The organism is Sorangium sp. So ce362 (genome assembly GCF_051519845.1).
Lineage (GTDB): Bacteria > Myxococcota_A > Polyangia > Polyangiales > Polyangiaceae > Sorangium.
The window spans coordinates 7,159,224-7,183,353 of record NZ_CP150332.1 but is presented as its reverse complement, the minus strand read 5'-3'; the positions used below and the strand labels follow the sequence as shown (position 1 = coordinate 7,183,353).

The following is a 24,130-nucleotide window of genomic DNA, read 5'->3' as shown; positions in this document are numbered from 1 at the left end:
AGCGGAAATCGAAGCCCGGCGGGATCTCCGCAATCACACCGTCGCCGCGGCGGTGGGCCCGACGGGGAAGATCGCGACGGAGGCCTTTGCCGCGCCGTCCCCTTCCATACTCGGCGCGCGAGCGAATGTACCCTTGACGTTGCGTGCGCCGCACCCGCATCATCGGGCCTTCCACCCGGTCCACCGGCACGCGAACGGAGCCAGAGATGAGCGGAGACGACATCCAGTCGAATGGCAAGTACTTTCGCGTCGTGGTTCCGAATTTCGGCACCGACAGCCTGCTCGGGGACACCATCGCGTCCCGCCAGATGTCGAGCTACATCCGCCTCGGGGCCGTGCCCACCGCTCCGGGCTCCGACCCGCCGCAGATCGTCGACGAGCCCGGCGACGATCTCGCCAAGCTCGTCCACGGTTTCGTCGACGACACGCGCCCGCGCGACCCTTCCGCCCACCCCGTCGCGGACCGCCAGGCCGAGAGCGCCAAGCTGCACACCCGCGGCGGATGGCTCGACCACTCGGACGGCAACCGCATCTCCACCACCCGCGGCGACAAGATCGAGGTGATCCGCGGCAACTACAAGATGGTCGTGCTCGGTCGATACCCGGTGACCGGTGATCCGACCACCGTCGACGGCGCCACGGGCGGCACGACCTCGTACGAGTCGGGGGGCGGTCACGTCCAGGACTGGCGCGTCACCCCCGGCGCCGTGACCGAGATCACCTGGGTCGAGAGCCGCGGCACGTGGAAGGTCCACGAGAAGACCGAGAAGGGGGATGTGCACGCGATCTACAACGGGGAGGTCAAGGAGGAGTTCTACGGTCCTCTCAAGGAGAGCATCACCGGCACCGAGAGCCCGGGCAGCCTCGTCCCGGAGACGAACCCCAACCCGCTCAACGACTTCACGGTCACCCGTGAAAACCCGGTGTTGATCGAGAAGACGTGGGCCCAGAGCATCGACTCGCAGACCGGCTCCGAGCAGGTACCCATCCCCACGATCACCGAGAAGACATGGGCGGACAGCATCGACTCGCAGACGGGCTCGACCGGAAAGCCCGTCTCCACGATCCACGAATCGACGGTCGCGGGCGCGATCTCCAGCGAGACCATCGCGGGTATCATCAACGAGAGCACCATCGGCAACACGGTCAGCCAGCAGATCGGCACGTCGTCGTCCATGCTGATCGGAAACGACTTCAGCTTCCTCCTCGGCCCCAGCGAGAGCATCCAGATCGGCGCCGCGCTCGACCTGTTCCTCGGCCTCAAGAAGCTCGGGATCGACATCTCGGCGATCGGCATCACCGGCATGCGCATCGCGCCGCTCATCCTCGACCTCAACGTCGCCAAGGCCATCAACGACATCCGCATCGGCTACAAGTTCGAGGTCACCATGGGGGACTCGGACTCGGCCGTCATCGGCCAGGACATGTCCGCGAGCCTCGTCATGAAGCGCCTCGCCATGGCCATTTTCCTCGGCTGATCGCGGGCCCCGGCGATGCGCACGAAGAACACGACGGACCTGCTCTTCGGGGCGAAGGTCACCTCGCGCAGGCCGCCCCGGCCGGAGATGACGCTCGTCGTGCGCGGCACGTTCGCGCTCCGGCACGGCGCCGTGGCGGCGCCGCTCGAGGGCATTCCGCAGATCGTCCAGGGCCCTCTCCAGGCCGAGACCTTCCGCGACGGAGACGACGAGCGTCTCGGTGACTGCCTGTATCCGGGCGACTTCGCCGATTTCAAGCTGCGTGCCGACGTGCTCCTCGCCGGGAAGTGCCACGCTCCCGGGGGCAGGCCGGTCCGCGAGATGGACGTGCGCTTCTCCGTGGGCTCGTGGTCGAAGGCGCTCCGCATCACCGGCAGGCGCGTCTGGACCGAGCATGTCCTCGGCCCCGCCATGGGCGAGCCCGCGCCCTTCGTCGAGATGCCGATCGACTGGACAGGCGCCTTCGGCGGTCCTGGATACGTGAAGAATCCGGCCGGGAAAGGGCTCGGACCCGGGGAGCTGCCCACGGTCGAGGACCCGCGCTTTCTCGTTCGGTCGAGAGACGACCGGCCGGAGCCCGCGGGCTTCGGCCCCATCAACCCCGCCTGGCCTCAGCGCGCCGGCAAGATGGGGAAGGAATACGGCGCCTCCTACCGCAGGACCCGCGCCCCGTACTTCGCCGAGGACTTCGACTGGTCCTTCTTCAATGCCGCCCCCGCGGACCAGCAGCTCCCGTACCTGCGCGGCGACGAGGAGGTCTCGTTCCAGGGCCTGCACCCGGTCCACGCCGTGTACACGTCTCGCTTGCCAGGGCTGCGCGTGCGCGCCTTCGTCAAGGACAGGGACGGAGCTCTCCGCGAGGTGAGGATGGTGCTCGACACCCTCTTTGCCGACCTGGAGGCGGAGCGCGTCGTCCTCTCGTGGCGCGGACTCACCGAGGTGCGCGAGGACGATCTGAGCGACATCACCTTCGCGCTCGTCGCCGCGGAGCCTCTGGCCGAGCGCCCCCTCCCCGAGGACCATTACCGCGCCCAGCTCGAGGCCTTCGAGGCCGACCCGCTGGGATTCAAGGACATGTCTCCCCAGCTCGCCGAGGCCGTCGCGCGCGGCCGCGAGATCGAGGCCGCGCAGAAGAGGGCGGCCGAGCCCGGAGCCGACCCGCTGGACGCCCTCCTCGCGCAGAAGCTCGCCCCTCTCGCGCCCGACGTCCGGGCGCAGGTCCGCAAGCGAATCGACGACGCGATCGCGAACGCGCCCCCGGGCACCGACATGCGCGCCAGGATCCTCGAGCTCCTGTCCGGCGCGCCCGCTGCCACGACGCCGCCCCCGGTGTCGCCGACCATCCCGGGCGCAAAGCCGCGCGTCTCGCTGCGCGAGGTGCTGAAGAGCGCGCTCGAAGCGGTGACCAAGGCCCGGGCGCGCGCCCAGCAGAACCAGGCCACGCCCGAAGATCTGAGCCTCCTCGCCCAGGCCGAGGCCCTGTGGGGCGACGCGCGCCTTCGAGAGCTCGATCCCACCCTCCGGGAGCCGTCGCCGGAGGAGCCCGGCCCGGGTCGCGACCTCTCCGGGCAGGATCTGACGGGCCGCGACCTCCGCGACCGCGACCTCCGCGGCGCGAAGCTCGACGGCGCCATCCTCACCGGCGCGAGCCTGCAAGGCGCCCGGCTGACCGGCGCGAGCCTCAAGGGAGCCGTGCTCTTCGAGGCCAACCTGCTCGGCGCGGATCTCGCGCAGTGCAATCTCGAGCTCTGCAACGGGACCCATGCCCTGCTCGAAGGTGCCATTCTCAAGGGCGCGTCGCTCGAGCAGGCGTGCTTCAAGGGGGCCATCCTGCGGGAAGCGGACCTGCGGCGCGCACACGGGCAGTTCGTCTCTCTCCCAGACGCCGATCTCACGAGGGCCAGGCTCGGCGGCGCGCGCATCTCCCGGGCCGACTTCGAGGGCGCCGTCCTCGAGGCCGCGGACCTCACCGAGGCCGAGATCACCCGGTCGGCCTTCCGCGATTGCCGCGCCGCGCGCTCGATCTGGGCCCGCGCGCGCCTCGGCGGCTCGAGCTTCATGGGCTCGTCGCTGGAGGACGCCAACCTCATCGGCATACGGGCCGAGGGCTCGATCTGGACCGGCGCCCTCCTGCGCCGCGCCGATTTCCGCCTCGCCCACCTCCGGGCCGCTCATTTCACCGAGGCCATCGCCGACGAGGCGCGCTTCTACGGCGCCGACCTGGCCGAGGCGCGCCTCTACCGGACGAGCCTCCTCCGCGCCGGGTTCGCGCGCGCCAACCTCTTCGGCGCGGAGCTCAACAAGGCCCGGCTCGACGGCGCGCGCCTGCCGGGCGCCAACCTCTACGACGCCAAGCTCCTCGGCGCCACCGTCCGCGGGTGTGACTGGAGCGGCGCCAACCTGGAGCGCGCGAGGTTCGAGCACGCATGACACGCGCCGACGAGATCGAGGCCGCGGTCCGGGCGGGGCGCTCCCTGGAGGGGGCGCTCGTCGCGAACGTGGATCTCGCGGGCCGCGATCTCCCCGCGGCGCGCCTCGCCGGCGCGAGGCTCGTGCGCGCCACGCTCCGCGGCGCGAGCCTGGAGCGGGCGGACCTGCGCGGCGCGCAGCTCATGGGCGTCGTCCTCCACGGCGCCCGGCTGGAAGGTGCCTGTCTCCAGGACGCGAAGGGGATCCTGGTCGATCTCACCCATGCGCGCCTCGCGGGGGCCAAGCTCGAAGGCCTCGCGCTCGCGCGCTCCACGCTCGAGGCGGCCGATCTGCGGGGCGCGAGCCTGCGCGGCGCCTCGCTGCCCGGGGCGAACCTCCGTGGCGCCGATCTCTCGGGCGCCGACCTCGAAGGCGCCTCTCTCGACGGCGCCGATCTGCAAGGCGCCAATCTCTCGGGCACACGGCTGGGCCGCACGACATGGAGCCGGGCGAACCTCACGGACGCGCGCCTTACGGACTGCCACATCGAACAGGCAGTCTTCACGTCCGCCGTGCTCGCGCGCGCCGATCTCTCCGGCTCGACGGTGAACACGGCGATCTTCCTCCGCGCCGACCTCCGCGAGGCGCGGCTCCCCCGGGTGATGAGCCGCGCCGTCTTCGACGAGGCCACGCTCGCCGGCACGGACCTCCGCGGCCGGGAGCTCGAAGGGGCCGAGCTGTCGGGCCACGATCTGCGCGGCGCCGACCTCGAGGGCGTGCGCATGGTCGAGTCGTCGCTCCGCGGCACCGATCTGCGCGGCGCCCGGCTGCGCGGCGCGCACCTGGAGAAGACGATCCTCGCCGGCTGTGATCTCCGCGGCGCCGATCTGACCGGCACGGTGCTGCGGTTCTGTGTCCTCTCCAGCGCGGATCTCCGCGGCGTGGATCTCTCCGGCAAGGACCTGGAGATGACCATGATGACCGGCGCCAACCTCGAGGGCGCCAACCTGAGCGGCGCGCTCCTCGTGCGGGTGCTCCTGTCTCAGGCGAACCTCGCGGGCGCCGACCTCTCGCGCGCGCTCGTCCGCCAGACGGTGCTCGACGGCGCCGCGCTCGACGGCGCCGTCATCGAAAAGGCCACGTTCCACGGGGTGGACTTCTCCGACAGGGACCTTCGCTCGCTCTCGATCCGGGGCCTGTCCATGGTGCAGTGTTGCTTCTCCGGCGCCAACCTCGAGGGCATGGACCTGCGCGGCGCCGATTTCACGAGCAGCGATTTCACCCGTGCGAAGCTCGGGGCCGCCCGGCTCGACGGCTGCGTGATCCAGCAGGCCAATTTCATGGAGGCCGATCTGCGCGCCGCGCGCCTCGAGGGTCTCGCCGCCAAGGGCGCGTTCTTCGGCCAGGCCGATCTCGAGGGCGCGCGCCTCGCCCGCACCATGTTGCGGTTCTCGACCTTCACGAAGGCGAGGCTCCGGCGCGCCGATCTCTCGGGCTGTGATCTCCGCGAGTCCATCATGACCGGGGCCAGGGCCGAGGGCGCGAGCTTCGCCGGCGCGCGGCTGCATTTCGCGGACCTGTCGCACGCGGACCTGCGAGGCTCGGATTTCACGCGGACCGATCTCGGCCGGGCGAACCTTCACTGCGTGCTCGACGAGGGCGCGATCTGGGACCGCGCGAGCACGGCGCTCGCGCGGCGCACGGACAGCAAGCGGCTCGAGGCCGAGTCCTGGCAGATGCCGGAGCGGCTCGACGACGAGTGAAGGAGAGGGATATGAAGGGCAGCAGTTTCCTCCAGATGGGCGCGCCGCAGACAGGTCCGGATCTCGCCGGGATCTTCGCCTCGGCCGGCGGCGCCGTCTCGTTCCTCGGCCCGGCGGAGGTCACCGCGCTCGGCCCGGACAGCGCGACCGTGCTGCTCGCGACCGGCACCACCGAGCGCGCGTTCTTCGCGTTCGCGCTCCCGTACGAGCCGTCGCTCGGCGACGTGCTGCTGGTCATCGGCGGACCGGGCGCAACCTACGCGATCGGCGTCCTCGCCGGGCGCGGCCGCCTCTCGATCGCGTTCCCGGGCGACGTCGATGTCCGCGCGGTGGGCGGGAAGCTGCGCCTCGGGGGCGACGGCGGCGTCGAGATCTCGGGCAAGGGGCTGGAGGTGATGGTCGACAAGGTGAAGATCACGGCCGGCGAGATCGTGGAGCGGTGCGCCTCGCTCTACCAGCGCGTGACCAGCCTGTTCAGCGCGCACCACAAGCAGGCGCACACGGTCGTCGACGACGAGTCGCACACCCGCGCCAGGCGCGCCACCGTCCTGACCGAGGAGACGGTGACCATCAACGGCAAGCAGATCCACCTGGGATAAGGGCGATGCTCACCGCCTCCAACCGCGGCGCCGGGATGAACATCGGTTTTCCCGACGTGTGCAACACGCCGGTCGGCCCCGCCGTCGTGCCGATCCCGTATCCCAACTTCGCGCTCAACGCGCAGGCCGTCCCGTTCTCGCCGGTCGTGCGCCTCTCCATGGTCAACGCGCTCAACCTGGGCTCGAAGATCCCGGTCACGTTTGGCGACGACCCGGGCGTCGCGCACCCGAGCGTCAAGGGGACGGGGCAATACACGATGGGCAATCCCGTCGTGTACGTCGACAACCTCCCCGCGATCAACCTGCTCTGCCCGACCACGGGCAACAACATGAACGACGGTGTCGGCGCGGTGGTGGTGCCCAGCGCCACGAACGTATTCTACACCCTCGCCGGCCCGCCGGCCGGGGCGATGCTCGACGCAGGATCCCTCACGTCGCTCGCGGAGACCTTGACGGAGCCGCTGTGCGGGCCGGGGGAGATCGTCGCGGAGGGGCCGGCGGAGACGGGCTCTGCCGCGATCGGCGTGCTCCGCGTCCGCGTCTTCTCGTGCGCGCTGCCGACGCTCGTCCACAACGAGATCCGGCGGCTGACCGGCGAGGGAATTCTGGCGCTCGTGATCGATCTCCGGGGCTGCCCCGGAGGTGACCTGGACGCCAGCGTGCGCCTGGCCGGCGATTTCCTCGATCGGGGCCTGGAGATCGTGCGTGTCGTCGACGTGGACGGTGACGAGCTCGTGCACCGGTCCCGCCACGGCGATCCGTGCACGCTCCCGCTGGCGCTCCTGGTGGACCGGCGGACGGCCTCGGCGGCGGAGGTCTTCGCCGCGTGCCTGCAGGTCCACGGCCGTGCCCTGGTCGTGGGCGAGGCCACGTGGGGCAAGGGCACCGCACAACGTGTGATCTCGACCGAAGAGGGCGCGCTCCACGCGACCGTGGGGCGGTGTGCACGCCCAGGCGGTGAGCCGATCGACGGGGTGGGGGTCGTCCCCGACCTCGCTGTGGAGCCTGAGGCCGCGAAGGCGGCGGCCATCGGCGCGCTGGGCTCGGGGCAATCCCGTCCGTCGCACTCCCTCCAGGATCACCCGAGTCCAGCCGAGCGCGATGGAGCTCACGAGATGGCGGTGGCCTAATTTGAACATGAAGGCGGGAAGAAAAGATCAATAATCTTCCCGCCTTCCCGCCTTCATGTGAATCACTCTGGGGCAAATCGGGGTCGATTCACGCCGGATCGGCGAGGGGCTCTTCCTGCGCGGGGCTGGCGGGGCGGTTCGTCTCCCGACCCCGCTCAGGTTCGTGGCGTTCGCTGCTGCCCGAGCTGGTCGAGGCCGAGCTCGCGCGCCTTCTGGGCGAGGGCCTCGATCTTCTTCTTCCCGTCGGCGTCAGCGCTCGGCAAGAGCGACGTGAGCATCCCCGACAGCGTCCCGTCCGACGACCTCGCGCTCGGCGACGGGTGCGCGACGAGCTGCTTCAGGTCCTCGGGCAGGCTCGCGTTGCCGTTCAGGTAGTCGCCGACCAACGCTCGGACCGTGGCGCTCTGATCGACCACCCCGTCGATCGACTGGCCGAGGGTGATCGCCTTGACGAAGCGGTCGAAGAACGCCCCGTCGCCGCCGACGATGTTGATCTTCGCCTGATCGAACGCGCCCCGCAGGATCTCGGCCTGCGCCTGCGCGATCTCGGCGCGGATGCGCAGCGCCTCGAGCTCCACCGCCCGCTCCTTCTCGAGCCGGAGGCGGAACTCCTCGTGCTCGCGCCCGACCCCGTCGAGCGCCTTCATGGCCGCGGCCTTCTCCGCCGTGCCGGCCGCCTCGGCCAGGAGCCGCTGCTTGATCGCGGTCGCCTCGGCGAGGCCCGTCTTCTCGAGGGCGATCGCCTCGGCCTCGCGCGTCCTCGCGGTCGCGAGCCCCTTCTGCTCGATGCCCGAGGCCTCGGCGAGCAGCCGCTCCCGCGTGACGAGCGCCTCGGCCCGCCCCTGCTTCTCGATCGCCTGCGCCTCCGCCTCCTTCACGAGCACCCGCGCGAGGCCCTGCTTCTCCTCGCCGACGGCGGCGGCGTTCATCTTCTCGAGCGCCACGCGCGCCTCGGCGAAGCCCTGCTTCTCGATCGCCTGCGCGTCGGCCTCCTTCACCCGGATGCGCGCCAGCCCCTCGGCCGCGGACTCGGCCTGCACGCCCTCGGCGATGCGGATCTTCGCGCGCGCCGCCTTGTCGCTCGCCTCGAGGTCGGCGTCGGCCGTGAGGAGCTTCTCGCGCGCCCGGAACTTCGCCGCCTCCTCGCTCGCCTCGGCCCCCTTGATGTGCTTGACGAGCTGCTCCTGCGCCTCCGCCTCGGCGTTGATGCGCGTCACGTCCTTGATGCGCGTCGCCTCGGCCACGGCGCGCACGTCCTTGATCCTCTCCTCCTCCTCGGCCACCGTCTTCTCGACCGCGATCCGCGCCCGGACCACGTCGGCGATGTCCTTCCGCTGGATCTCGAGCTCCTTCTCGCGGGCGATCTCCTGGAGCGAGACGTCGCGCTCGCGGCTCACGATCTCGAGCTGGCGCGCCTTCTGGACGCGCTCGGTCTCGACCGCGATCTCGCGCTCCTTGTTCTTCTGGGCGACCGAGACGCCGCGCTCCTTCGCCTCGCGGGCGATGAACGCCTCCTCGTCGTTCTTCTCCTGGAGGAGCACCGTCTTCTTGCGCTCGTCGCTCGTGATGCGCGCGGCCTCGTTCTGCTCGCGCGCCTGCGACACGGCGATCTCCTTCGCCTTCTTCGCCTCGGCCTCGGCCCGGCGCTGCTCGAAGCGGAAGATGGCCTCGTCGGAGTTCAGGTTCTGGCTGCCGATCTCCATCCGCTCCTTCTGGCGGAGATCGTTCGTCAGCACGTTCTGCGTGACCGTGAGCTCGGTGATCTTCCGGATGCCCTCGGCATCCATGATGTTGTGCTTGTCGAGCAGCTCGATGGGCGTCTGCTCCAGGTAGTCGATCGCCGCGTCGGCGAGCACGAACCCGCTCAGGTCCTTGCCGATGACGTCGAGGATGTCGTCCTTGAACTTCTGCCGCTCCATGTAGAGGTCCTCGAAGTTCAGGCGCTTGCCCACGGTCTTGAGCGCCTCGGAGAACTTCGCGGCGAACAGCTGCTCGAGCGTCTCCGGGTTCGACGCGCGGACGCAGCCGATGGTCCGCCCGACCGTGCGCACGTCGTCCTGGGTCTTGTTGACCTGCACGAAGAAGGTGACCCGGATATCCGCGCGGATGTTGTCCTTGCAGATGAGGCCCTCCTTGCCGCGCCGATCGATGTCGATCGTCTTGACCGAGATATCCATGTACTCGGCGCGGTGGATGATCGGCAGGACCATCGTCCCCGTGAAGGTGACGATGGGATCCTGGCCTCGGGTGTTGATGATCAGCGCCTTGCCCTGGTCCACCTGGCGGTAGAACTTGGCGTACATGACCAGGATCCCGAGGGCGACGAAGGCGAGGACACCGACGAGGACGGCAATGAGGGGGACAGTCAAACTGGGCACGCGGAGCTCCTTCGCGTTTCGGCGGAGGGGAGGGCGCTGACCCTCGCGTTCACGTCGCGAGGGTCGAACGCCCAAGCCCGCTCCGAGCCGGGTCGGGGGCCACACGACACCCCCTCAGGCGAGAGCGTACACGAAACCGCCGGCGCGCCAGCGGCGTTCAGCCGCCGCGCCGCTGCTCGTCCCGGGGTCGCACCGCGGGGGTGGGCTCGTCCTCGGCGCCCTCCGGGGGCGCTTCCACGCGGGACGCAAGCCGCCCGGCGAGGGGAGGGGGCGGGCCGAGCAGGGCATCGAGCGGCTCGACGCTGAAGACCTCCCCGTCGGGGTCCCAGCTCACGAGCAGCGCGCGGTCGCCGCGGCGGAGGGCGCCGGGCGTGTCGCTCCGGACGTCGAGGATGTGGCTCGCGCCGCCTTCGTCGATCACCGCCTGGCCGAAGCGCTCGTCGACGCGCCCGGTGGAGATGACGCACACGCGGCCCACGAGGTCCTTCTTCGCCTGGCCGTGCCGGGTCACGAAGAGCGGCCCGAGCGGCCGCACGGCGAGCGAGGTGAGCAGCACGGCGACGACGAGCGACCCCGCGAGCACCGCGAGGCCGAGCGCCCAGCGCGGCAGCCCCCAGCCGACCCAGAGCGGCTCGACGGCCAGCGTGGACAGGGCGCTCGTGAACCAGCCGAACGCCGCGATCAGCGTGAGCGTCACGGTCGCGGGCACGCGGTGGAGGTCCAGGGCCACGAGCACCGAGCCGAGGCCGTGCGCGCCGTCGGCCGCGTCGGCCACGCCCTCGACCGCGCCCTTGGCGGTGCCCTCGAGCGCGCCCTTGGCGGCGCCTTCGAGCGCGCCCTTGGCGGCGCCCTCGAGCGCGCCCTTGGCGGCGCCCTCGAGCGCGCCCTTGGCGGCGCCCTCGAGCCCGCCGAGCTCGGGCATCGCGTCGCCGTGGGCGCCGCCGAGCAGGTCGAGGTCGAGCGCGCCCACGAGGACGAACAGCCAGTAGATGAGGGCGAGCGCGAGCACGACCGTGAAGATCACGGCAGGGAACATCAGCGATGCGGCGAGCACCTCGGCCATGGGCAGACGCGAGCAGGGTGCAGGCGCGGGGGAACGAGGCGCGATGCGGCGCCCGCGACCGGCGCCCCGATTGGATCACAGGGAGGGGAGGAGCGGGGCCAAATTCGGCCGTCCGGCATGCCGCCGAAAAGACTTGACATGTCCCGGCAGGCGTCCGTGGAGCGGCGCGCCGATCCGGGGCCGATCGGCCTGCGGACAGAGCGCCAGGGCGCGAGCGCGCGGCGCGGCCTGGCCGCGGCGGCGGTTCAGGGCGATCCTTGCTCGTCTTCCTCCTCGGCCGGGGCGACGTCTTCCGGCGCTTCGTCTTCCGTTTCGCCCTCGTCCTCCGCGCCCTCGTCCTCCGCGGCGGTCTCGCCTTCCTCTTCTCCTCCGGTGGACGCGGCGCCACGGGAGACGGGGAAAGGCGCATAGGCCTTCATCTTGTCAGTGCCGGCATACCAGTACTCCGCGGCGGCGCGCAGCCTTCGCTCGGCGATCACGACGAGCGTGTACGCGGCGTCGCGGAGCTTGCGCGAGCGCAGCGCCTCGGGCGAGAGCGTCTTGTCGGCGAGCATGCGCGCGAGCAGCGGTGACAGCTCGCGGAGGCGGGCCACGGCGGCGGCCTCGCCTCGAGGGGCCTTGTCGACGGCCTCGGCGTGCTCGGAGCAGAGCAAGAGGAGGTCGGAGACGTCCTGGACCAGATCCGCGTCGCCGCTGCCCGCGCGGATCGCCATGAGCCGCTTTTGCCCCTCGGCGCTCTTCTTGAAGCGGAGGTCGAAGAAGCGGAGGAGCGTTTGTCGGTGCAGGGCGGCCTCGGCGGCCGGCTTCGCGAAGGTCGCGGCGGCCTGCTCCTGGCGCTGATGCGCAGCTTGCCAGCGCGATTGCGTGACGCGCAGGAGCTCGATCTTGTCGCGGAGCCCGTGGATCTCCTCGAGGGTGAGCGGCGGGTCGTCCTCGGGGAAGGGGGTGCGGACGAGATCCGCCGCGTCGCGCTCGGCGGCGAGCTGGATGCGGCTCGCCCAGATGACGCGCCGGGCGAGCTTGCCGGGAAAAATAAGGGTGTTCTCGCCGAGCGACTCGGCCTCTTGGAGGAGCTCGGCCTCCCGGGCGGCGCCGAGCGCGTACGCTGCTGCTCTGGCGGAGGAGCGAGGCGCGCCCTGCGCGTCGCGCGAAGCGTGCTTCCTTGAAGCCCTGCTGGTCGCGGATGACGTGGTGGACGTGGTGGTGGATACCTTCGTTGCCATGGTAGAGATACGCCTCCTTGTCGGGGCCGGCGCCCCTCGGAATGAGGGGCGGAGGATTGGCGAAGGTATTGGCGACTCAGGGCATGGGCCAGTGGAAAGCACGTTTCCGTCACGTCGCGCGTGGCGTACCGGGCTTGAGGGTTGAGAGCGGCGGTGTGCCGCGGAGTCGAGCGGGGCGGCGTGCCCGGCGCCGTGCGGCGAGCAGCGGGCCACGGCGCTGGCGGGGATGCGCAGGAGGGGGAGAGTGTTGCGAAGGACACAGAAATCGGTGCGCAGGAGGGGTGCGGAGCTGCGCAGGAGGGGTGCGGAGCTGCGCAGGAAGGGTGGCGAGGCTGCACAGGAGGGAACGATCTGTTGCGTAGGACACACAAGCGGGTGCGCAGGAGGGGTGACGAGGCTGCGCAGGAGCCGCGCGAACGTGGCGTAGTTCACCGAATGGGGCGCACAGGAGGGTGGCGGAGCTGCGCAGGAGGGGCGGCGAGGCTGCGCAGGAGGGGCGGCGAGGCTGCGCAGGAGGGGCGGCGGGGCTGCGTGGGAGGGGCGGCGGGGCTGCGTGGGAGGGCGGCGGAGCTGCGTAGGAGGGGCGGCGAGGCTGCGCAGGAGGGTGTACGAGCGGAGCCCTGGTAACACTTCTGACCGGGAGCCGCGGGGCTGGACCGGCTGGAGTCGCGCGACGGAATCCTCGCCACCCGCCCGCTGCTCGTGATGCGCCGGTACGACTTCGACGATCTCTGGCGCTGGCTCGAGAAGACCGTCGCGTCCTGCGAGGCCGAGACCTGGCCCGCCTGCGTCGAGAACCTCCGGCGTTACTTCGCCTGGGAGTACGAGGGCTACCGGGAGCCGTGACGCGAGACGAGCCCGGGCGACGACGCGCTGGCCTCCGATGCGCTTGCCGAACGTGCCGCCCGGACCGCCCTGCCGCGCGGCTCCTTCTGCCTCCGCGGATCACTTCAGCTCGTAGACGTCGACCCTGTCCTCCATCACATCGCCGCGGGCGCGACGGAGGAAGGGGAAGCCGCCGGTGCCACGCGCGCGCATAGCTGCGTGTCGACCACCGGCCACGCGGCCGGCGGTACATCATGGCACAATCTGTGTCCGACTCCCTCGCGGCGCGTGGCACACCACTGGGGCCAAGACATCGTTGTTTCATCAGCATTCCCGCGCAGCGTCCTCCGGGCGCGCAGCTTGCTTTGTCCCGGCGTCATGCGAACGACGATGGGCTTGATCGCCGCGTTCATGGCGGTTCTGGTTGGGTGCGGCTCGGAGCAGGGCGGGGGACCGGGAGGGGGCGGCTCGGCCGGCGGCGGGGCGGGAGGGGGCGGCTCGACCGGGGGCTGGATCGAGTGCTTCGAGGCGAAGCCTGGCTGCGTTGTGCCCTCGGACGCTCCGCGGGTCGAGAACCCGAGCGTCCCGGCGGAGGATCTGGCGTCGCTCGCGCGCAACAACGCGAGCTTCGCGCTCGATCTCGGGCGCGCGCTCCAGAGCTCGGACCATAACCTCGTCTACTCGCCCTTCAGCATCTCGACAGCGCTCGCGATGACCTACGCGGGCGCGCGGACCACGACGGAAGAGGCGATGGCCGAGGCGATGCGGTTCGAGCTGCCCCAGGCGCGGCTGCACCCGGCGTTCAACGCCGTGGACCTCGAGCTCCGGAAGCGCGCCAGGGACTCCGGCGGAACGGAGGGAGGCGGCTTCCGGCTCCACACGGCCAACGCGATCTGGTCGCAGAGCTTCAGGATCGAGCCGCCGTTCTTGAAGGTGCTCGGCGAGCACTATGGGGCGCACGTGCGGCTCGCGAACTTCGACTCCGCGGAGGAGGGGGCGGACCTCATCAACAAGTGGGTGAGCCATCACACGGAGGGCAAGATATCGAATCTGCTGGCCAGCGTGCCCATGGGCGGGACGGAGTACGTGCTCGTCAACGCGATCTACTTCGACGCCGCGTGGCGCACGCCGTTCGAGGAGCGCGCCACCAAGCCCGGGACGTTCCGGCGCGGCGACGCCACGAGCGTCACCGTCCCGATGATGCGCGGCACGCAGGAGACGCGCTACGGCGCCGGCGACGGTTGGGAAGCGGTGGAGATCCCTTATGCGGGGACCCCCGTCTCGATGTTCCTCGTGCTGCCTGCCGAGGGGACGGCGGACGCGTTCCTGGAGTCGCTCGACGGTGCGGCGCTCGAGGAGATCATCGCCTCGATGCAGGAGCGGTCGGTCGACATCACCATGCCGAAGTTCTCGTTCCGCTCGTCCCCCCTTCTCGAGCAGCCGCTCAGCGAGCTCGGCATGGAGATCGCGTTCGACCCCGGCGCCGACTTCTCGGGCATCACCGGGAACCGGGGGATCTACATCGATGACGTCATTCACCAGGCATTCATCGGGGTCGACGAGGCCGGGACGGAGGCGGCGGCGGCGACGGCGGTCGTCCTCGCCTCGGCGGGCGTGGGCATCTTCCACGAGCCCGCGGCGATCGTCCTGGACCGCCCGTTCTTCTTCTTCATCAGCGATGGGCCGACGGGGGCGCTCCTCTTCGCGGGGCGCGTCAACGACCCGACGGCGCGCTGAGCTCCTTGGGCCCTCGGGGCGGGCGCCGACGCGCTAGCCTCCGATGAGCTTCCCGGCGCGCTCCCGCGCAGCCCCGGCGCGGAGCGGCAGCCCGTCGGGCGCGAGCGGCCCGCGCACCGTCACGCTCCCCTCGCGCAGGTCGACGCGCAGCGTGCCGTCGCCGTGCGTCCAGGCCACGTCGAACTCCGTGCCGGTCACCAGCACGGCGAACGGCCCCGCCTCGACCGACCAGCGCGCCCTCGGCCGCGGGACGACGCGCAGCGACGCGCGGCCGTCCTCGAGCAGCATGCGCGCTCCGGCCGCGTCGACCTCCGCCACGCGCAGCGCGCTGCCCGGCGCGAGCGCGACCGTCGTGCCGTCCGTGAAGCGGAGCCGGCCCTCCTCGCCCGCCGCCGCGGCGGATAGGACAAGCAAACGCGTTCCGCAAAGTGAAGATTCTCGGAGCCGTTCCTGACTCGTGCAGTCCGACGGTACGAGCTCATTGACAGAACGGGCCCTATGCGATCAGGCAGGTCTTCCACGCCTGAAACGCCTGGGATTACCGCGACGTAGCACCAAGCGGAAGGCATCCTACCGTATAGCTGTACCCTACTGAGAATGGCGGGAGCACGATGCGCGTTCGTGTTGCTCACGTAGAGCTGTCAAAGGCTTGTGCGGCATCCTTCGGCGCCGGTCTGTCGGGCAGTTCTCTCGTCCGCAAGGCCGGCTGACCGGCCGGCCTTGCCTCAGCTCCCACTCAAGCCCCTAACGCACCGTCGATGGTGTGCATGGCGCCGGTCACGAAGCCGGCTTCCGGTCCGGCGAGCCAGGCCACCATGGCGGCGACCTCTTCCGGGCGGCCGTGGCGCTTGATGGCCATAAAGCTGTGCATCAGGTCCTTCATGGGGCCGTCGGCGGGATTGGCGTCGGTATCGATCGGGCCCGGCTGGACCACGTTGATGGTGATGCCGCGCGGACCGAAGTCGCGCGCAAGCCCGCGTGCGAGGCCCTGCAGGGCCGACTTGCTCAGCGCATAGGCGGCCATGCCGGGAATGGGCATGCGATCGCCGTTGACCGAGCCGATGATGACGATGCGACCGCCCTCCGGCATCTGCCGGGCCGCTTCCACCGAGGCGTGGTAGGGGGCGTGGATGTTGATCGCGAACAGCCGGTCGACGTCATCGGGATCGAGTTCTAGGGCATCACCGAACACGCCGATGCCGGCATTGACCACCAGTACGTCCAGTGGCCCGTGTTCGCGGACGGTGGCGATCACCACGTCGCGCTCGGCGCTGTCGGCCTGCACCGCCAAGCTGCCGGTCTCGTTGGCCACCTGGCGCGCCGCGGCCTCCGATCCGGCATAGGTGAAGCTGACCTGCGCGCCCTCGGCGGCGAGCCGACGGACGATGGCCGCACCGATGCCGCGGCTGCCGCCGAGAACCAATGCCCGCTTCTGCTTGAACATCATGGAACCGCTCCTGTTGTGGATTTATGTAGCGCATGCTACAGTCGCCAAGTGACGCCGTCAAGGAAAATTTAGCGATGACTACAAAAATAGGTCGCCCGCGTGGCCGGCCACGGTGTTTCGATGCCGAGGCGGCGGTGTCCACGGCCCAGCGGCTGTTCCACGTACAGGGCTACGACGCGGTCAGCATTGCTGCGGTGACTGGGGCGCTCGGGATCAATCCGCCCAGCTTCTACGCGGCCTACGGCAGCAAGGCGGCGTTCTACGGGCAGGTGCTGGCGCAGTACTCGCGCGAGCACGGGGTGCCGCTGGACACGCTGCTGCGCGAGGATCGCCCGGTCGCCGATTCGCTTCAGGCCGTCCTGATGGATGCCGCACAGCGCTATGCCGCGGACCCTGACGCACGCGGCTGCATGGTGCTGGAAGGCTTGGGCTGTGACGATCCGGAGGCGCGCTGTGCGGCAGCGGCGTATCAGCGCGCTGCCGAGGAGGCAATCCACCAGTACGTGTCGCAACGCCATCCTGCGCAAGCCGATTGCGTGACCGATCTTGTCAGCACGACCATGGCGGGCCTCTCCGCGCGGGCGCGACAGGGTGTGGGCGCGGAGCGCCTCGCTGCCGTGGCCACGCTCGCCGGCGAAGCGGTCGCGCACGCGCTCGAAGCGCCAGCGAAAGGCACGGCGTCAGCGCGGGGCCAGGGACAATCCCGGCCGCGGAGCGGCGCAATCGCCAGGGCAGGGAAGTAAGGCGCCATCGGCGTCCACCCGACCACCCACCATCGAGCCATCCCGGCTGTTCCACAATCGTCGCCGGAACTGGCCTGATCGAGGGGCCGGAATCTCGGAGTTTTCGAGGGCTCGAAGGAGGATCGAGCGACGTGGCGAAACGGTGGTCTTTGCAACGAGAGCCGCCGCTGCGAACCGCTCCATTATCCGCTCCGGGCCTACGCCATCCCTATCTGCGGCCTGCGCACCTGGCGCATGGTCATCGCTCGATGGCGAAGCTCAACACCAACAACACCGGATTATCGAAGGTGCAGGGCCTGGGCGATCGGCTCCCCAACCTGAGGAATCCCCTCAAATTTTTGGGGAATTCACATGAAGACGGGAAGACGGGAAGCAAAGTCTCTGGGAAATCTTCCCGCCTTCCCGCCTTCATGTTCAATTTTTCGCTGGAATCGGCCACAAAATGAGGGGATTTGTCATCTCCCCAACCCCACCGGCTTCGGCGTCTTCACGTGGCGTGTTGGCGCACGGTGCGGATTCTCTACTCGGTAAAGACCACTGGTGCGAACGCCGGCGCAGGCTCCCTCACACTCTGGCACGGAGGGGGACAGCAGTCACCTGAGTTCGATTCATCTTCTGGAGCCAGCACAGGTGATGGGGGCGAGGGCGCCTCCTAACCTCTACTCTTCCTTACTCAGCCACTCCCTGAACCCGACCGTCTCTAGACGCCGAACGACTCGGTCCACATCGATGGTTTCAGAATGTTCCTGCGCTGCGTACACATCGTTCAGCACGATCCCGCGATTCTTTCCCGTGAGCTCCGCGGCGACAATGACGACATTCTCATCGCACAGGTATCGTGCCAAGACTGCGAGTAACGGCATGTACTCATCCTCGGCAACTCCGTCCGGAAACGCACGCAAGAGGAGCGCGAACGTATCACGCAAATGATCGGGCACGGTCATGATGGCTTCCTCCTGTTTTCCACGCAGCGAAATGGGACGATGAATAAAGGCGGGGAATACCACGCCCCGGGCCTTGGCACCCTTCACAAAATTTTTGCGGATAGGACAAGCAAGCGCGTTCCGCAAAGTCAAGATTCTCGGAGCCGTTCCTGACTCGTGCAGTCCGACGGTACGAGCTCATTGACAGAACGAACCTTATGCGACCAGGCAGGTCTTCCACGCCTGAAACGCCTGGGATTACCGCGACGTAGCACCAAGCGGAAGGCATCCTACCGTATAGCTGCACCCTACTGAGCTCGCGCCGCGATTGCACGGGGCGCCGGCCAGCGGTCGCCGGGACATCGCCGGTTCGCCGGAGCGAGCATGGTGCTCGGTCATTGGCGGCGCGAGCCGGCGGCGGAGGGGGGCCCCGGCGGCGGCGTTCGCGCTTCCAAGTGAAGGCGTCTCCGACTATCGTGCGCTCGATGGCGGAGAAGCATACGGTCGAGCCGGGCGAGTGCATCGCCAGCATTGCTTTCGAGCGCGGCTTCTTTCCCGATACGCTGTGGAAGCTCGCCGCGAACTCCGAGCTGCGCCGGGCTCGCGGCAATCCCAATGTGCTGCTCCCGGGCGACGTGGTCGAGATCCCGGACAAGCGCCTGGGCGCGGCGGCGTGTGTGACGGCGCAGCGGCACGTGTTCCGCCGCCGCGGGGTGCCCGAGAAGCTCAACATCGAGCTGCGCGCCGAGAACGCGCCGCGCGCCGACCTCGCCTACGTGCTGACCATCGACGGCATCGCCCACGAGGGGCGGACCGGGAGCGACGGCCGGGTCAAGGCGTGGATCCCGCCCGGCGCGCGCCGCGGCACGCTCGCGATCGGCGAGGCCGAGCGCTACGAGCTGGCCCTCGGGCACCTCGCACCGGTGAGCGAGGAGAAGGGCGTGCGGGCTCGCCTGGTGAGCCTCGGGTACTTGCCGCACGAGGCGGAAGCCGCGCCTGAAGGGGCGGCGCCGGTGATCGCCGCGGTGCGGGAGTTCCAGCGGGCGCAGGAGCTCGAGCCGACCGGCGTGGTCGACGAAACAACGCGACGAGCCCTCGTCACGGTGCACGGCGCCTGAGAGCGCGCATCTGCCTGATTGGTCGGTCCGATTTCGGGGGCGCTCCGAGCCCGGCCTGGCGCATGAAGCTCCGCCCGGCGGGCGGCCTCTCACACCACGAAGTTGAAGGCCCTGGCGCAGTTCGCGCAGTTCCACTGGATGTGTCCGGCGAGGGCCGCGCCCGGCCGCAGCGGGCCCTCGTAGGCCGCGATCCCGGGCACGGCCGCAACCCCTGCCACGCCGACGATTCCAAGGGCCGGCACGGCGACGACGGGGGCCACGGCGAGCACGGGCGCGACCGCGGCGATGTTCTCCCAGCCGAGCGCGATGTGGCCGTGCGGGCTGGCGTCCGGCTGCAGGCTGGCGGCGGTGTTGACGGTGTTGCGCCGCTCTCTCCAGCCGCGTGACCGGTACTTGGCGATCGCGATTGGATGCGGGTGGCCCATCGGTCCCGGTGCGGCCGGGTGGCAGTGTCCGGTCCCGTTCAGACCGTAAGAGTAGGCAATGCGCCCTCCCGCCGTTCCCGCCACCGCGGGGTAGACCGGATCGGCCAGGTAACCCGAGCTCGTGGCGGCGCGGATGCCCAGTTGCTCGACGTTGAGCGCCGCCGCGGCGCCCGCCTCGGCGCCGAGCACCGCGGCCCAGTCGGCGATCGAGGCGACGGCGTTGGTCTGGGGAAAGGCCCCGACGACGGCGGGGATGGCCGCGGCGGTCGCGACCACGGCGGCGGCGCGGCGCGCGTAGAGGCAATCGAGGAGGGCAGAGACCCCGACGAAGCGCGGCTGCAAACCGAACAACGCACCGGCGACCGGCGTTGCGTAGAGGGCGCCTGGGTGCATCGCCTGGACGACCTGGCCCCCGATCAACGGAGCCATCGCGCCCGCGGCGGCGACGTGCGCTTCCGCGGCTTGACTGAGGGCCACGAGCCCGACGACGGGTGCGAGTGGCATCGGGTAGACGTGACGCGCAGCCAGGAGACAGTAGCGGCCGAGGTCGTACGGCGAGATCGCGTTGGGCTCCATCGCCCCGAGCGCGAGCGCGGCGGCCACGGCCGCGTTGATGATGTTGGCGTGATCGGCGGCGGCAGCGCCGAGGATCTGCGCGGTGCAGCCGGCCACGGCCGCGGACGCCACCGCCGCCGGCTCGTTGGCGACGATTGCCGGGAAAGCGGCGGCGTAGTCGTTGAGCCGGACGCGCTCCACGAGGCACACGGCCGCGGCGGCGTAGCGGACCGCGGGCGGCGTCGCAGCGCTTACAGCGGCGACGATCGCCGCTGCGTTGGCGTCGGCGGCGACGGCGGCGAGCGCGCCGATGACGGCCGCGGTGGCGCCGTTCGCCACCGGGGTCGCGCCGTTCGCCGCGGCCACGGCGGCTGCGTCGATCGCCGCGGCGGTTCCGACGCTGCCCCAGCGTGTCGCGGCCGCGACTGCCATCTCGATGACGGTGCCGGGGCGGGCGGCGACCGTCTGTGCGACGCGGGCGACGGCGACCTCGGCGCTCGTGCCGGCCCACGGGATGGAGTACGACTCGATCTGCGAGCCGTCGACGCGGTTCGAGCCGTGGTGGGTGGCGAGCAGGCCGACGACGATGGGCGTCTGCGTGCCGGCGGCGAGCAGCGTCTGCGTCGGCATGCGCGAGTAGTTGGCGTCGCCCGTCAGCAACACGTAGCGCTCTTGTGTGGTGAACGGCGCCGGGTTGCCGACCACGGTCGGGATCGCTGGATGGGGCGGCGGGAGAGCGAGCGCGGGAGGGTTGTTGACCGCGCTGTTGACGATGCCGAACAGCATGTCCTTGACGGCGTTGCGTCGCTTCCGGGTGCGCGCGGCGGGGCTGTCGGCAGCCACGATGACGGGGGGCGTCGCGCCGATGTGGGTCACCGCGGCGACGTCGCCGAGGCCCGGCGCGGCAGCGCCGCTCAACACGTCGGCGGCGGCGTTGGCAATGGCGCGGTGGGCGGCGTGCCCGACCAGCCCGTTCGCGGCCACGACGGCGTTCACCGCGGCTTCGATCAGCGGCAGGGTCTCGTTCGCCACGGCGACGCGCTGCGCGTTGACCGCGGCCACCCACGCCGCATGGTTCGCGGGCGGCGCGGCGCCGGCCGCGACGATCGCCGCGGCGAGCGCGACCACCGCCGAGTTGGCGACGTTGCGGGCCACGGCGGCGGCGGCGAGCGCGGTGCCTCCGCTGGTGGCGACCGCCTGCGCGACGGCCTGACAGGCGGCGGCGATCGCCGGGACCGGAGCCGCCATCGCCGCGGCCACCGCCGACGCGTACGCGGCCGTCGCCGAGGTCTGCGCGACCTGAGACGCCGGTGCCGCGCCGATCGCCGCGCCGAGCCCGAGGTGGGCCGGCCAGCCGGCGGGGATGCCCGCGACGTTGGGAAAGTTGACGATGCCCGCGGCCGCGGCCGGCGCCGCCGCGGCGACGTTCGCCGCCGCGGCGGGGACCGCGGCGGCGGCGTTGTTGGCCGGCGCTTCGGCCCCGCCGATCTGATCCTTCACACACACCCAGGCGACCAGCCCGCTGTCGTTGCGGCTGTCCTCGTCGAGCGGGGTCGGCCCGTTGGCGCGCTCGACGAAGCCCCACGGAAAGCGCATGTGCGAGCCGGCCCCGCCGCCGCCTGCGAGCCACAGGTTGAACTGTCCGCCCGCCTGCAACACGCGGGCGATCACGTGGAGCGAGGCTGTCCCCATGTGCTGCTGCGGGGCGAGCCAGCGCAGCGTCAAGGCGTGGTGCTCGCGCCGCACCATCGCCCAGTGGTCGCTGTCCCAGTGCGAGAGGATGATCAACGGACGGCGGCAGAGACACGGCGAGGTCGGCGCGGCCGGCGCCGTGCCCACGGTGAAGTCGGTCGCATAGCCGAAGTCGAAATAGGCAATCACGTGATTGTCGTGATTGACGAACATCGTGCAGTGGCCCTGGCCGATGTTGAGCGTGCCGAGGAAAGGTTGGTGCGCGTGGTTCGGCAGGAGCCGGGCCATCGGGTTCAGCACCGGCCGACTCCCGGCGGCCCCGATGCCGGCTCCCGCGATCGTCGGCAGCCCGGCCCACGGCGCGATGTTGAGCGGGCTCCCGGTGTAGGCGAGGGGTTCTGGCCTGGCCCCGAGATCCGGCGGAACGAGGCGACCTGGCAGCGCGACGCGGCCTGGCAGCGCGAAGCCCCCTGGCAGCGCGAAGGCCGGCTGCGGGCTCAGCGTCGCCGTGAGGTCGCCGACGACGTCTTGCACCACGTCGTGCAGCGTGCCTTTCACCAGCGCGGTGGCGCCCGCGAACCAGCGTCCGGCTCGCCGCGCCAGGGCCGTCACGCTGGGCGCAACCGCCCGAGGCCTTCGCGGCGCCGCGGCGGGTGCGGCGTGCGGCGCCTGGGCCGGCGGCGCGGGCGGCGGCGCGTCGTCGTCGAGCAGGTTGGCGTCCGCTCCGGCCGGCAGCGGGTCGATCTGAGGGAAGTGCAGCGCCTTGAGCCCGCCCTGGATCACCGACGGCCCGAACGCGCCTCGCTCCATCCCTTCCGTCTCGTACGGGATGCGCCGCCCGGAGGCGGGCACGCGCCGGAACGCCGCCGTCACCACCCGGCGCACGCTGCGCACGTCCTCGTCCGGAGTCGCGCCCCACTCGACGAAGTCGCCGGCATAAGCCTCGTCCGCCCGGGCCCCGCCTTCGAGCCTCAGCTCGTACCAGGCGCAGTGTTTGATGACGGGACGGACGAGGCGATCGTCGGGCGGGAGGATGACCGTGAAGAACGACACCGGGGCCGCTCCCTGGAGCACCGGCGAGTCAATGGAAACGCCGAGGAACCAGGCATAAACCAGGTACAGATGACGCAGGTCCGAGAGGCCGAGCTTGGGATAGACCATCTCGAACGGCTTGCCGTCGAACAGCCGGAACAGCCGCGCTCCCGCCGCCGTGGACATCAGCTTTTGCCACGAGGCATCCATCCAGCGAGCGTCGACACACTCGAACTTGACCTCCCACGGCTGGCCCTCGGCCCCTTCGATGTTGCTCACGAAGGCGTAGACCGTCGGCCCGATCGCGTCGAGCACGTGGATGCGCTCGCCGCGCGGCACCGCGCGTGGCTGGGCGACCAGCGCCAGATCGGAGAACGTGTCCTTCGCCGGCGGCGGCTCCGGGACGTTCTTGCGCAATGGTTTGGGCGGGATCTCCGCCGCCGGCTCGGGGAAGCGCTCCGGCGGCGGCGCCGGTACGCTCTTGCGCGGCGGCTCGGGGAAGAGCTTGGGCGAAGGCTCGGGGGAGGGCGATGGCTCGGGCACCGGCCACGGCCCCGGCTGCGGGACCACCTCTCCATCGTCGTTCGGATCGCGGCGAGTCGCCATGGCCCGCACTCTTACCAGACAAGCGCCGGCCGGTTCCAGTGGACTGTCGCTGTCGCCCCCGGCGCGCGGGGCCTCGGCTCCGTCCAGGCGGGGAACCGCGGAATGGACCCGATGTTGCTCTCCACGAAGCGGATTACCCACCTCGCGCGCGGGCTGCCTGCATAGCCGATTTCACGTCGAACAGCCTGTTTCGCACCGGTTCACAGCCTTCGAGACAAGCATCTTTGCGGCGGGATCTCGCGGATTGTTCGGGGCGGTGTCGCGCCTTGTTGGACACGGGGGCTCGCCGCGTGGCAACAGCCCGAGGGATACTGGCTCCCGGACACGGTCCACCTCGCCGACGTGGACGGCGATCACCGGGCCGACCTCGTCTGGAACAACCTGCACGACGACAAGCGCACGTTCGTGGCGCTCGCGAAGACGGCCTCGAGTCACCCGTGACGATCACGCATGACTCGTTACGACACCGCGGCCCGGCGGCTCAATCCGCCGGCCAGGGCTCCTCGGCCAGGTCGAAGCGGCCGAAGTCGTGCGGATAGGACAAGCAAACGCGTTCCGCAAAGGCAAGATTCTCGGAGCCGTTCCTGACTCGTGCAGTCCGACGGTACGAGCTCATTGACAGAACGGGCCTTATGCGATGGGGCAGGTCTTCCACGCCTGAAACGTCTGGGATTGCCGCGACGTAGCACCAAGCGGAAGGCATCCTACCGTATAGCTGTACCCTACTGGAAGGGGATGGCCGCCGCCGCCCTGAGTATTCGAGAGAATCTTGTCATGAATCGCTGCGCTTCCTGCATTGGGAGGAGTTGACGTTTCGGGTTCGGATTGCCGAGGTCCGGGTCCTGGCCGAGGGCAACCACCTTGATGCGAATGTTGCAATGGCGATGCCAGCCGCCATTGGACGGCTCGGTGAGGCTTCGGGGCGATCTCGGACCGATCCGACCGTTGGAGCGCCGGCGGAGATCCAGGCGGACCTGCGGCGGG

Annotated in this window: 17 protein-coding genes; 10 read left to right on the top strand and 7 right to left on the bottom strand. The window is 70.5% G+C overall.

Annotated elements, in window-relative coordinates:
* The first annotated feature begins 206 nt into the window (after positions 1–206).
* Genes WMF17_RS27385 through WMF17_RS27365 form a run of 5 tightly spaced genes read left to right on the top strand, consistent with a single transcriptional unit; the run spans position 207 to position 7,379 of the window.
* On the top strand, positions 207–1,478 hold the full coding sequence (locus WMF17_RS27385) for a hypothetical protein (RefSeq protein ID WP_437596105.1): 1,272 nt from the start codon (positions 207–209) through the stop codon (positions 1,476–1,478).
* A 15-nt stretch (positions 1,479–1,493) separates the two neighbouring features.
* Positions 1,494–3,908, top strand: a complete 2,415-nt coding sequence (locus WMF17_RS27380) for a DUF2169 domain-containing protein (protein WP_437644083.1) — start codon at positions 1,494–1,496, stop codon at positions 3,906–3,908.
* The gene (locus tag WMF17_RS27375; RefSeq protein WP_437644081.1) at positions 3,905–5,650 is read left to right on the top strand and encodes a pentapeptide repeat-containing protein; all 1,746 of its coding nucleotides are present in this window, start codon (positions 3,905–3,907) and stop codon (positions 5,648–5,650) included. The genes WMF17_RS27380 and WMF17_RS27375 overlap by 4 nt, the downstream gene beginning before the upstream one ends.
* 11 nt (positions 5,651–5,661) lie before the next feature.
* Entirely contained in the window at positions 5,662–6,249 is a 588-nt protein-coding gene (locus tag WMF17_RS27370; RefSeq protein ID WP_437596101.1) for a DUF3540 domain-containing protein, read from the top strand.
* A gap of 5 nt (positions 6,250–6,254) precedes the next feature.
* Entirely contained in the window at positions 6,255–7,379 is a 1,125-nt protein-coding gene (locus tag WMF17_RS27365; protein WP_437596100.1) for a S41 family peptidase, read from the top strand.
* A 155-nt stretch (positions 7,380–7,534) separates the two neighbouring features.
* Here WMF17_RS27365 and WMF17_RS27360 read toward each other — a convergent pair whose 3' ends face one another.
* The 3 genes from WMF17_RS27360 to WMF17_RS27350 all read right to left on the bottom strand — a co-directional run bounded on the left by WMF17_RS27360 (position 7,535) and on the right by WMF17_RS27350 (position 12,043).
* Positions 7,535–9,757: a hypothetical protein gene (locus WMF17_RS27360; RefSeq protein WP_437596099.1), complete on the bottom strand. Its 2,223-nt coding sequence runs from the start codon at positions 9,755–9,757 to the stop codon at positions 7,535–7,537.
* 157 nt (positions 9,758–9,914) lie between these two features.
* Positions 9,915–10,820 (bottom strand): glycine zipper family protein, encoded by a 906-nt coding sequence (locus WMF17_RS27355; protein ID WP_437596098.1) that lies wholly within the window; start codon positions 10,818–10,820, stop codon positions 9,915–9,917.
* Positions 10,821–11,065: 245 nt separating this feature from the next.
* Positions 11,066–12,043: an ATPase gene (locus WMF17_RS27350; protein WP_437596097.1), complete on the bottom strand. Its 978-nt coding sequence runs from the start codon at positions 12,041–12,043 to the stop codon at positions 11,066–11,068.
* A gap of 651 nt (positions 12,044–12,694) precedes the next feature.
* Here WMF17_RS27350 and WMF17_RS27345 point away from each other — a divergent pair.
* Both WMF17_RS27345 and WMF17_RS27340 read left to right on the top strand, forming a co-directional pair.
* Positions 12,695–12,889 carry an Imm8 family immunity protein gene (locus tag WMF17_RS27345; protein WP_437604315.1) on the top strand — a complete coding sequence of 65 codons (195 nt, stop codon included), beginning with the start codon at positions 12,695–12,697 and terminating at the stop codon, positions 12,887–12,889.
* 390 nt (positions 12,890–13,279) lie between these two features.
* Complete coding sequence (locus WMF17_RS27340; protein ID WP_437644079.1) at positions 13,280–14,605, top strand: serpin family protein; 1,326 nt, start codon at positions 13,280–13,282, stop codon at positions 14,603–14,605.
* Positions 14,606–14,638: 33 nt separating this feature from the next.
* On the opposite strand, the gene WMF17_RS27335 is transcribed toward WMF17_RS27340, so the two are convergent.
* Complete coding sequence (locus WMF17_RS27335; protein WP_437596094.1) at positions 14,639–15,019, bottom strand: FecR domain-containing protein; 381 nt, start codon at positions 15,017–15,019, stop codon at positions 14,639–14,641.
* A gap of 322 nt (positions 15,020–15,341) precedes the next feature.
* The gene (bdcA, locus tag WMF17_RS27330) at positions 15,342–16,052 is read right to left on the bottom strand and encodes an SDR family oxidoreductase (protein WP_437596093.1); all 711 of its coding nucleotides are present in this window, start codon (positions 16,050–16,052) and stop codon (positions 15,342–15,344) included.
* A 74-nt stretch (positions 16,053–16,126) separates the two neighbouring features.
* Between bdcA and WMF17_RS27325 the strand changes: the two genes are divergently transcribed.
* Positions 16,127–16,795: a TetR/AcrR family transcriptional regulator gene (locus WMF17_RS27325; protein WP_437596091.1), complete on the top strand. Its 669-nt coding sequence runs from the start codon at positions 16,127–16,129 to the stop codon at positions 16,793–16,795.
* A 248-nt stretch (positions 16,796–17,043) separates the two neighbouring features.
* Positions 17,044–17,241 carry a hypothetical protein gene (locus WMF17_RS27320; RefSeq protein ID WP_437596090.1) on the top strand — a complete coding sequence of 66 codons (198 nt, stop codon included), beginning with the start codon at positions 17,044–17,046 and terminating at the stop codon, positions 17,239–17,241.
* 213 nt (positions 17,242–17,454) lie between these two features.
* Here the strand turns inward: WMF17_RS27320 and WMF17_RS27315 are convergent, their stop codons facing one another.
* Positions 17,455–17,826, bottom strand: a complete 372-nt coding sequence (locus tag WMF17_RS27315) for a DUF3349 domain-containing protein (protein WP_437644077.1) — start codon at positions 17,824–17,826, stop codon at positions 17,455–17,457.
* Positions 17,827–18,203: 377 nt separating this feature from the next.
* On the opposite strand from WMF17_RS27315, the gene WMF17_RS27310 reads away from it, so the two are divergent.
* Complete coding sequence (locus WMF17_RS27310) at positions 18,204–18,836, top strand: peptidoglycan-binding protein (protein WP_437596088.1); 633 nt, start codon at positions 18,204–18,206, stop codon at positions 18,834–18,836.
* Between the two features lie 89 nt (positions 18,837–18,925).
* Here the strand turns inward: WMF17_RS27310 and WMF17_RS27305 are convergent, their stop codons facing one another.
* Positions 18,926–23,287 carry a hypothetical protein gene (locus WMF17_RS27305; protein WP_437644075.1) on the bottom strand — a complete coding sequence of 1,454 codons (4,362 nt, stop codon included), beginning with the start codon at positions 23,285–23,287 and terminating at the stop codon, positions 18,926–18,928.
* Positions 23,288–24,130 lie beyond the last annotated feature (843 nt).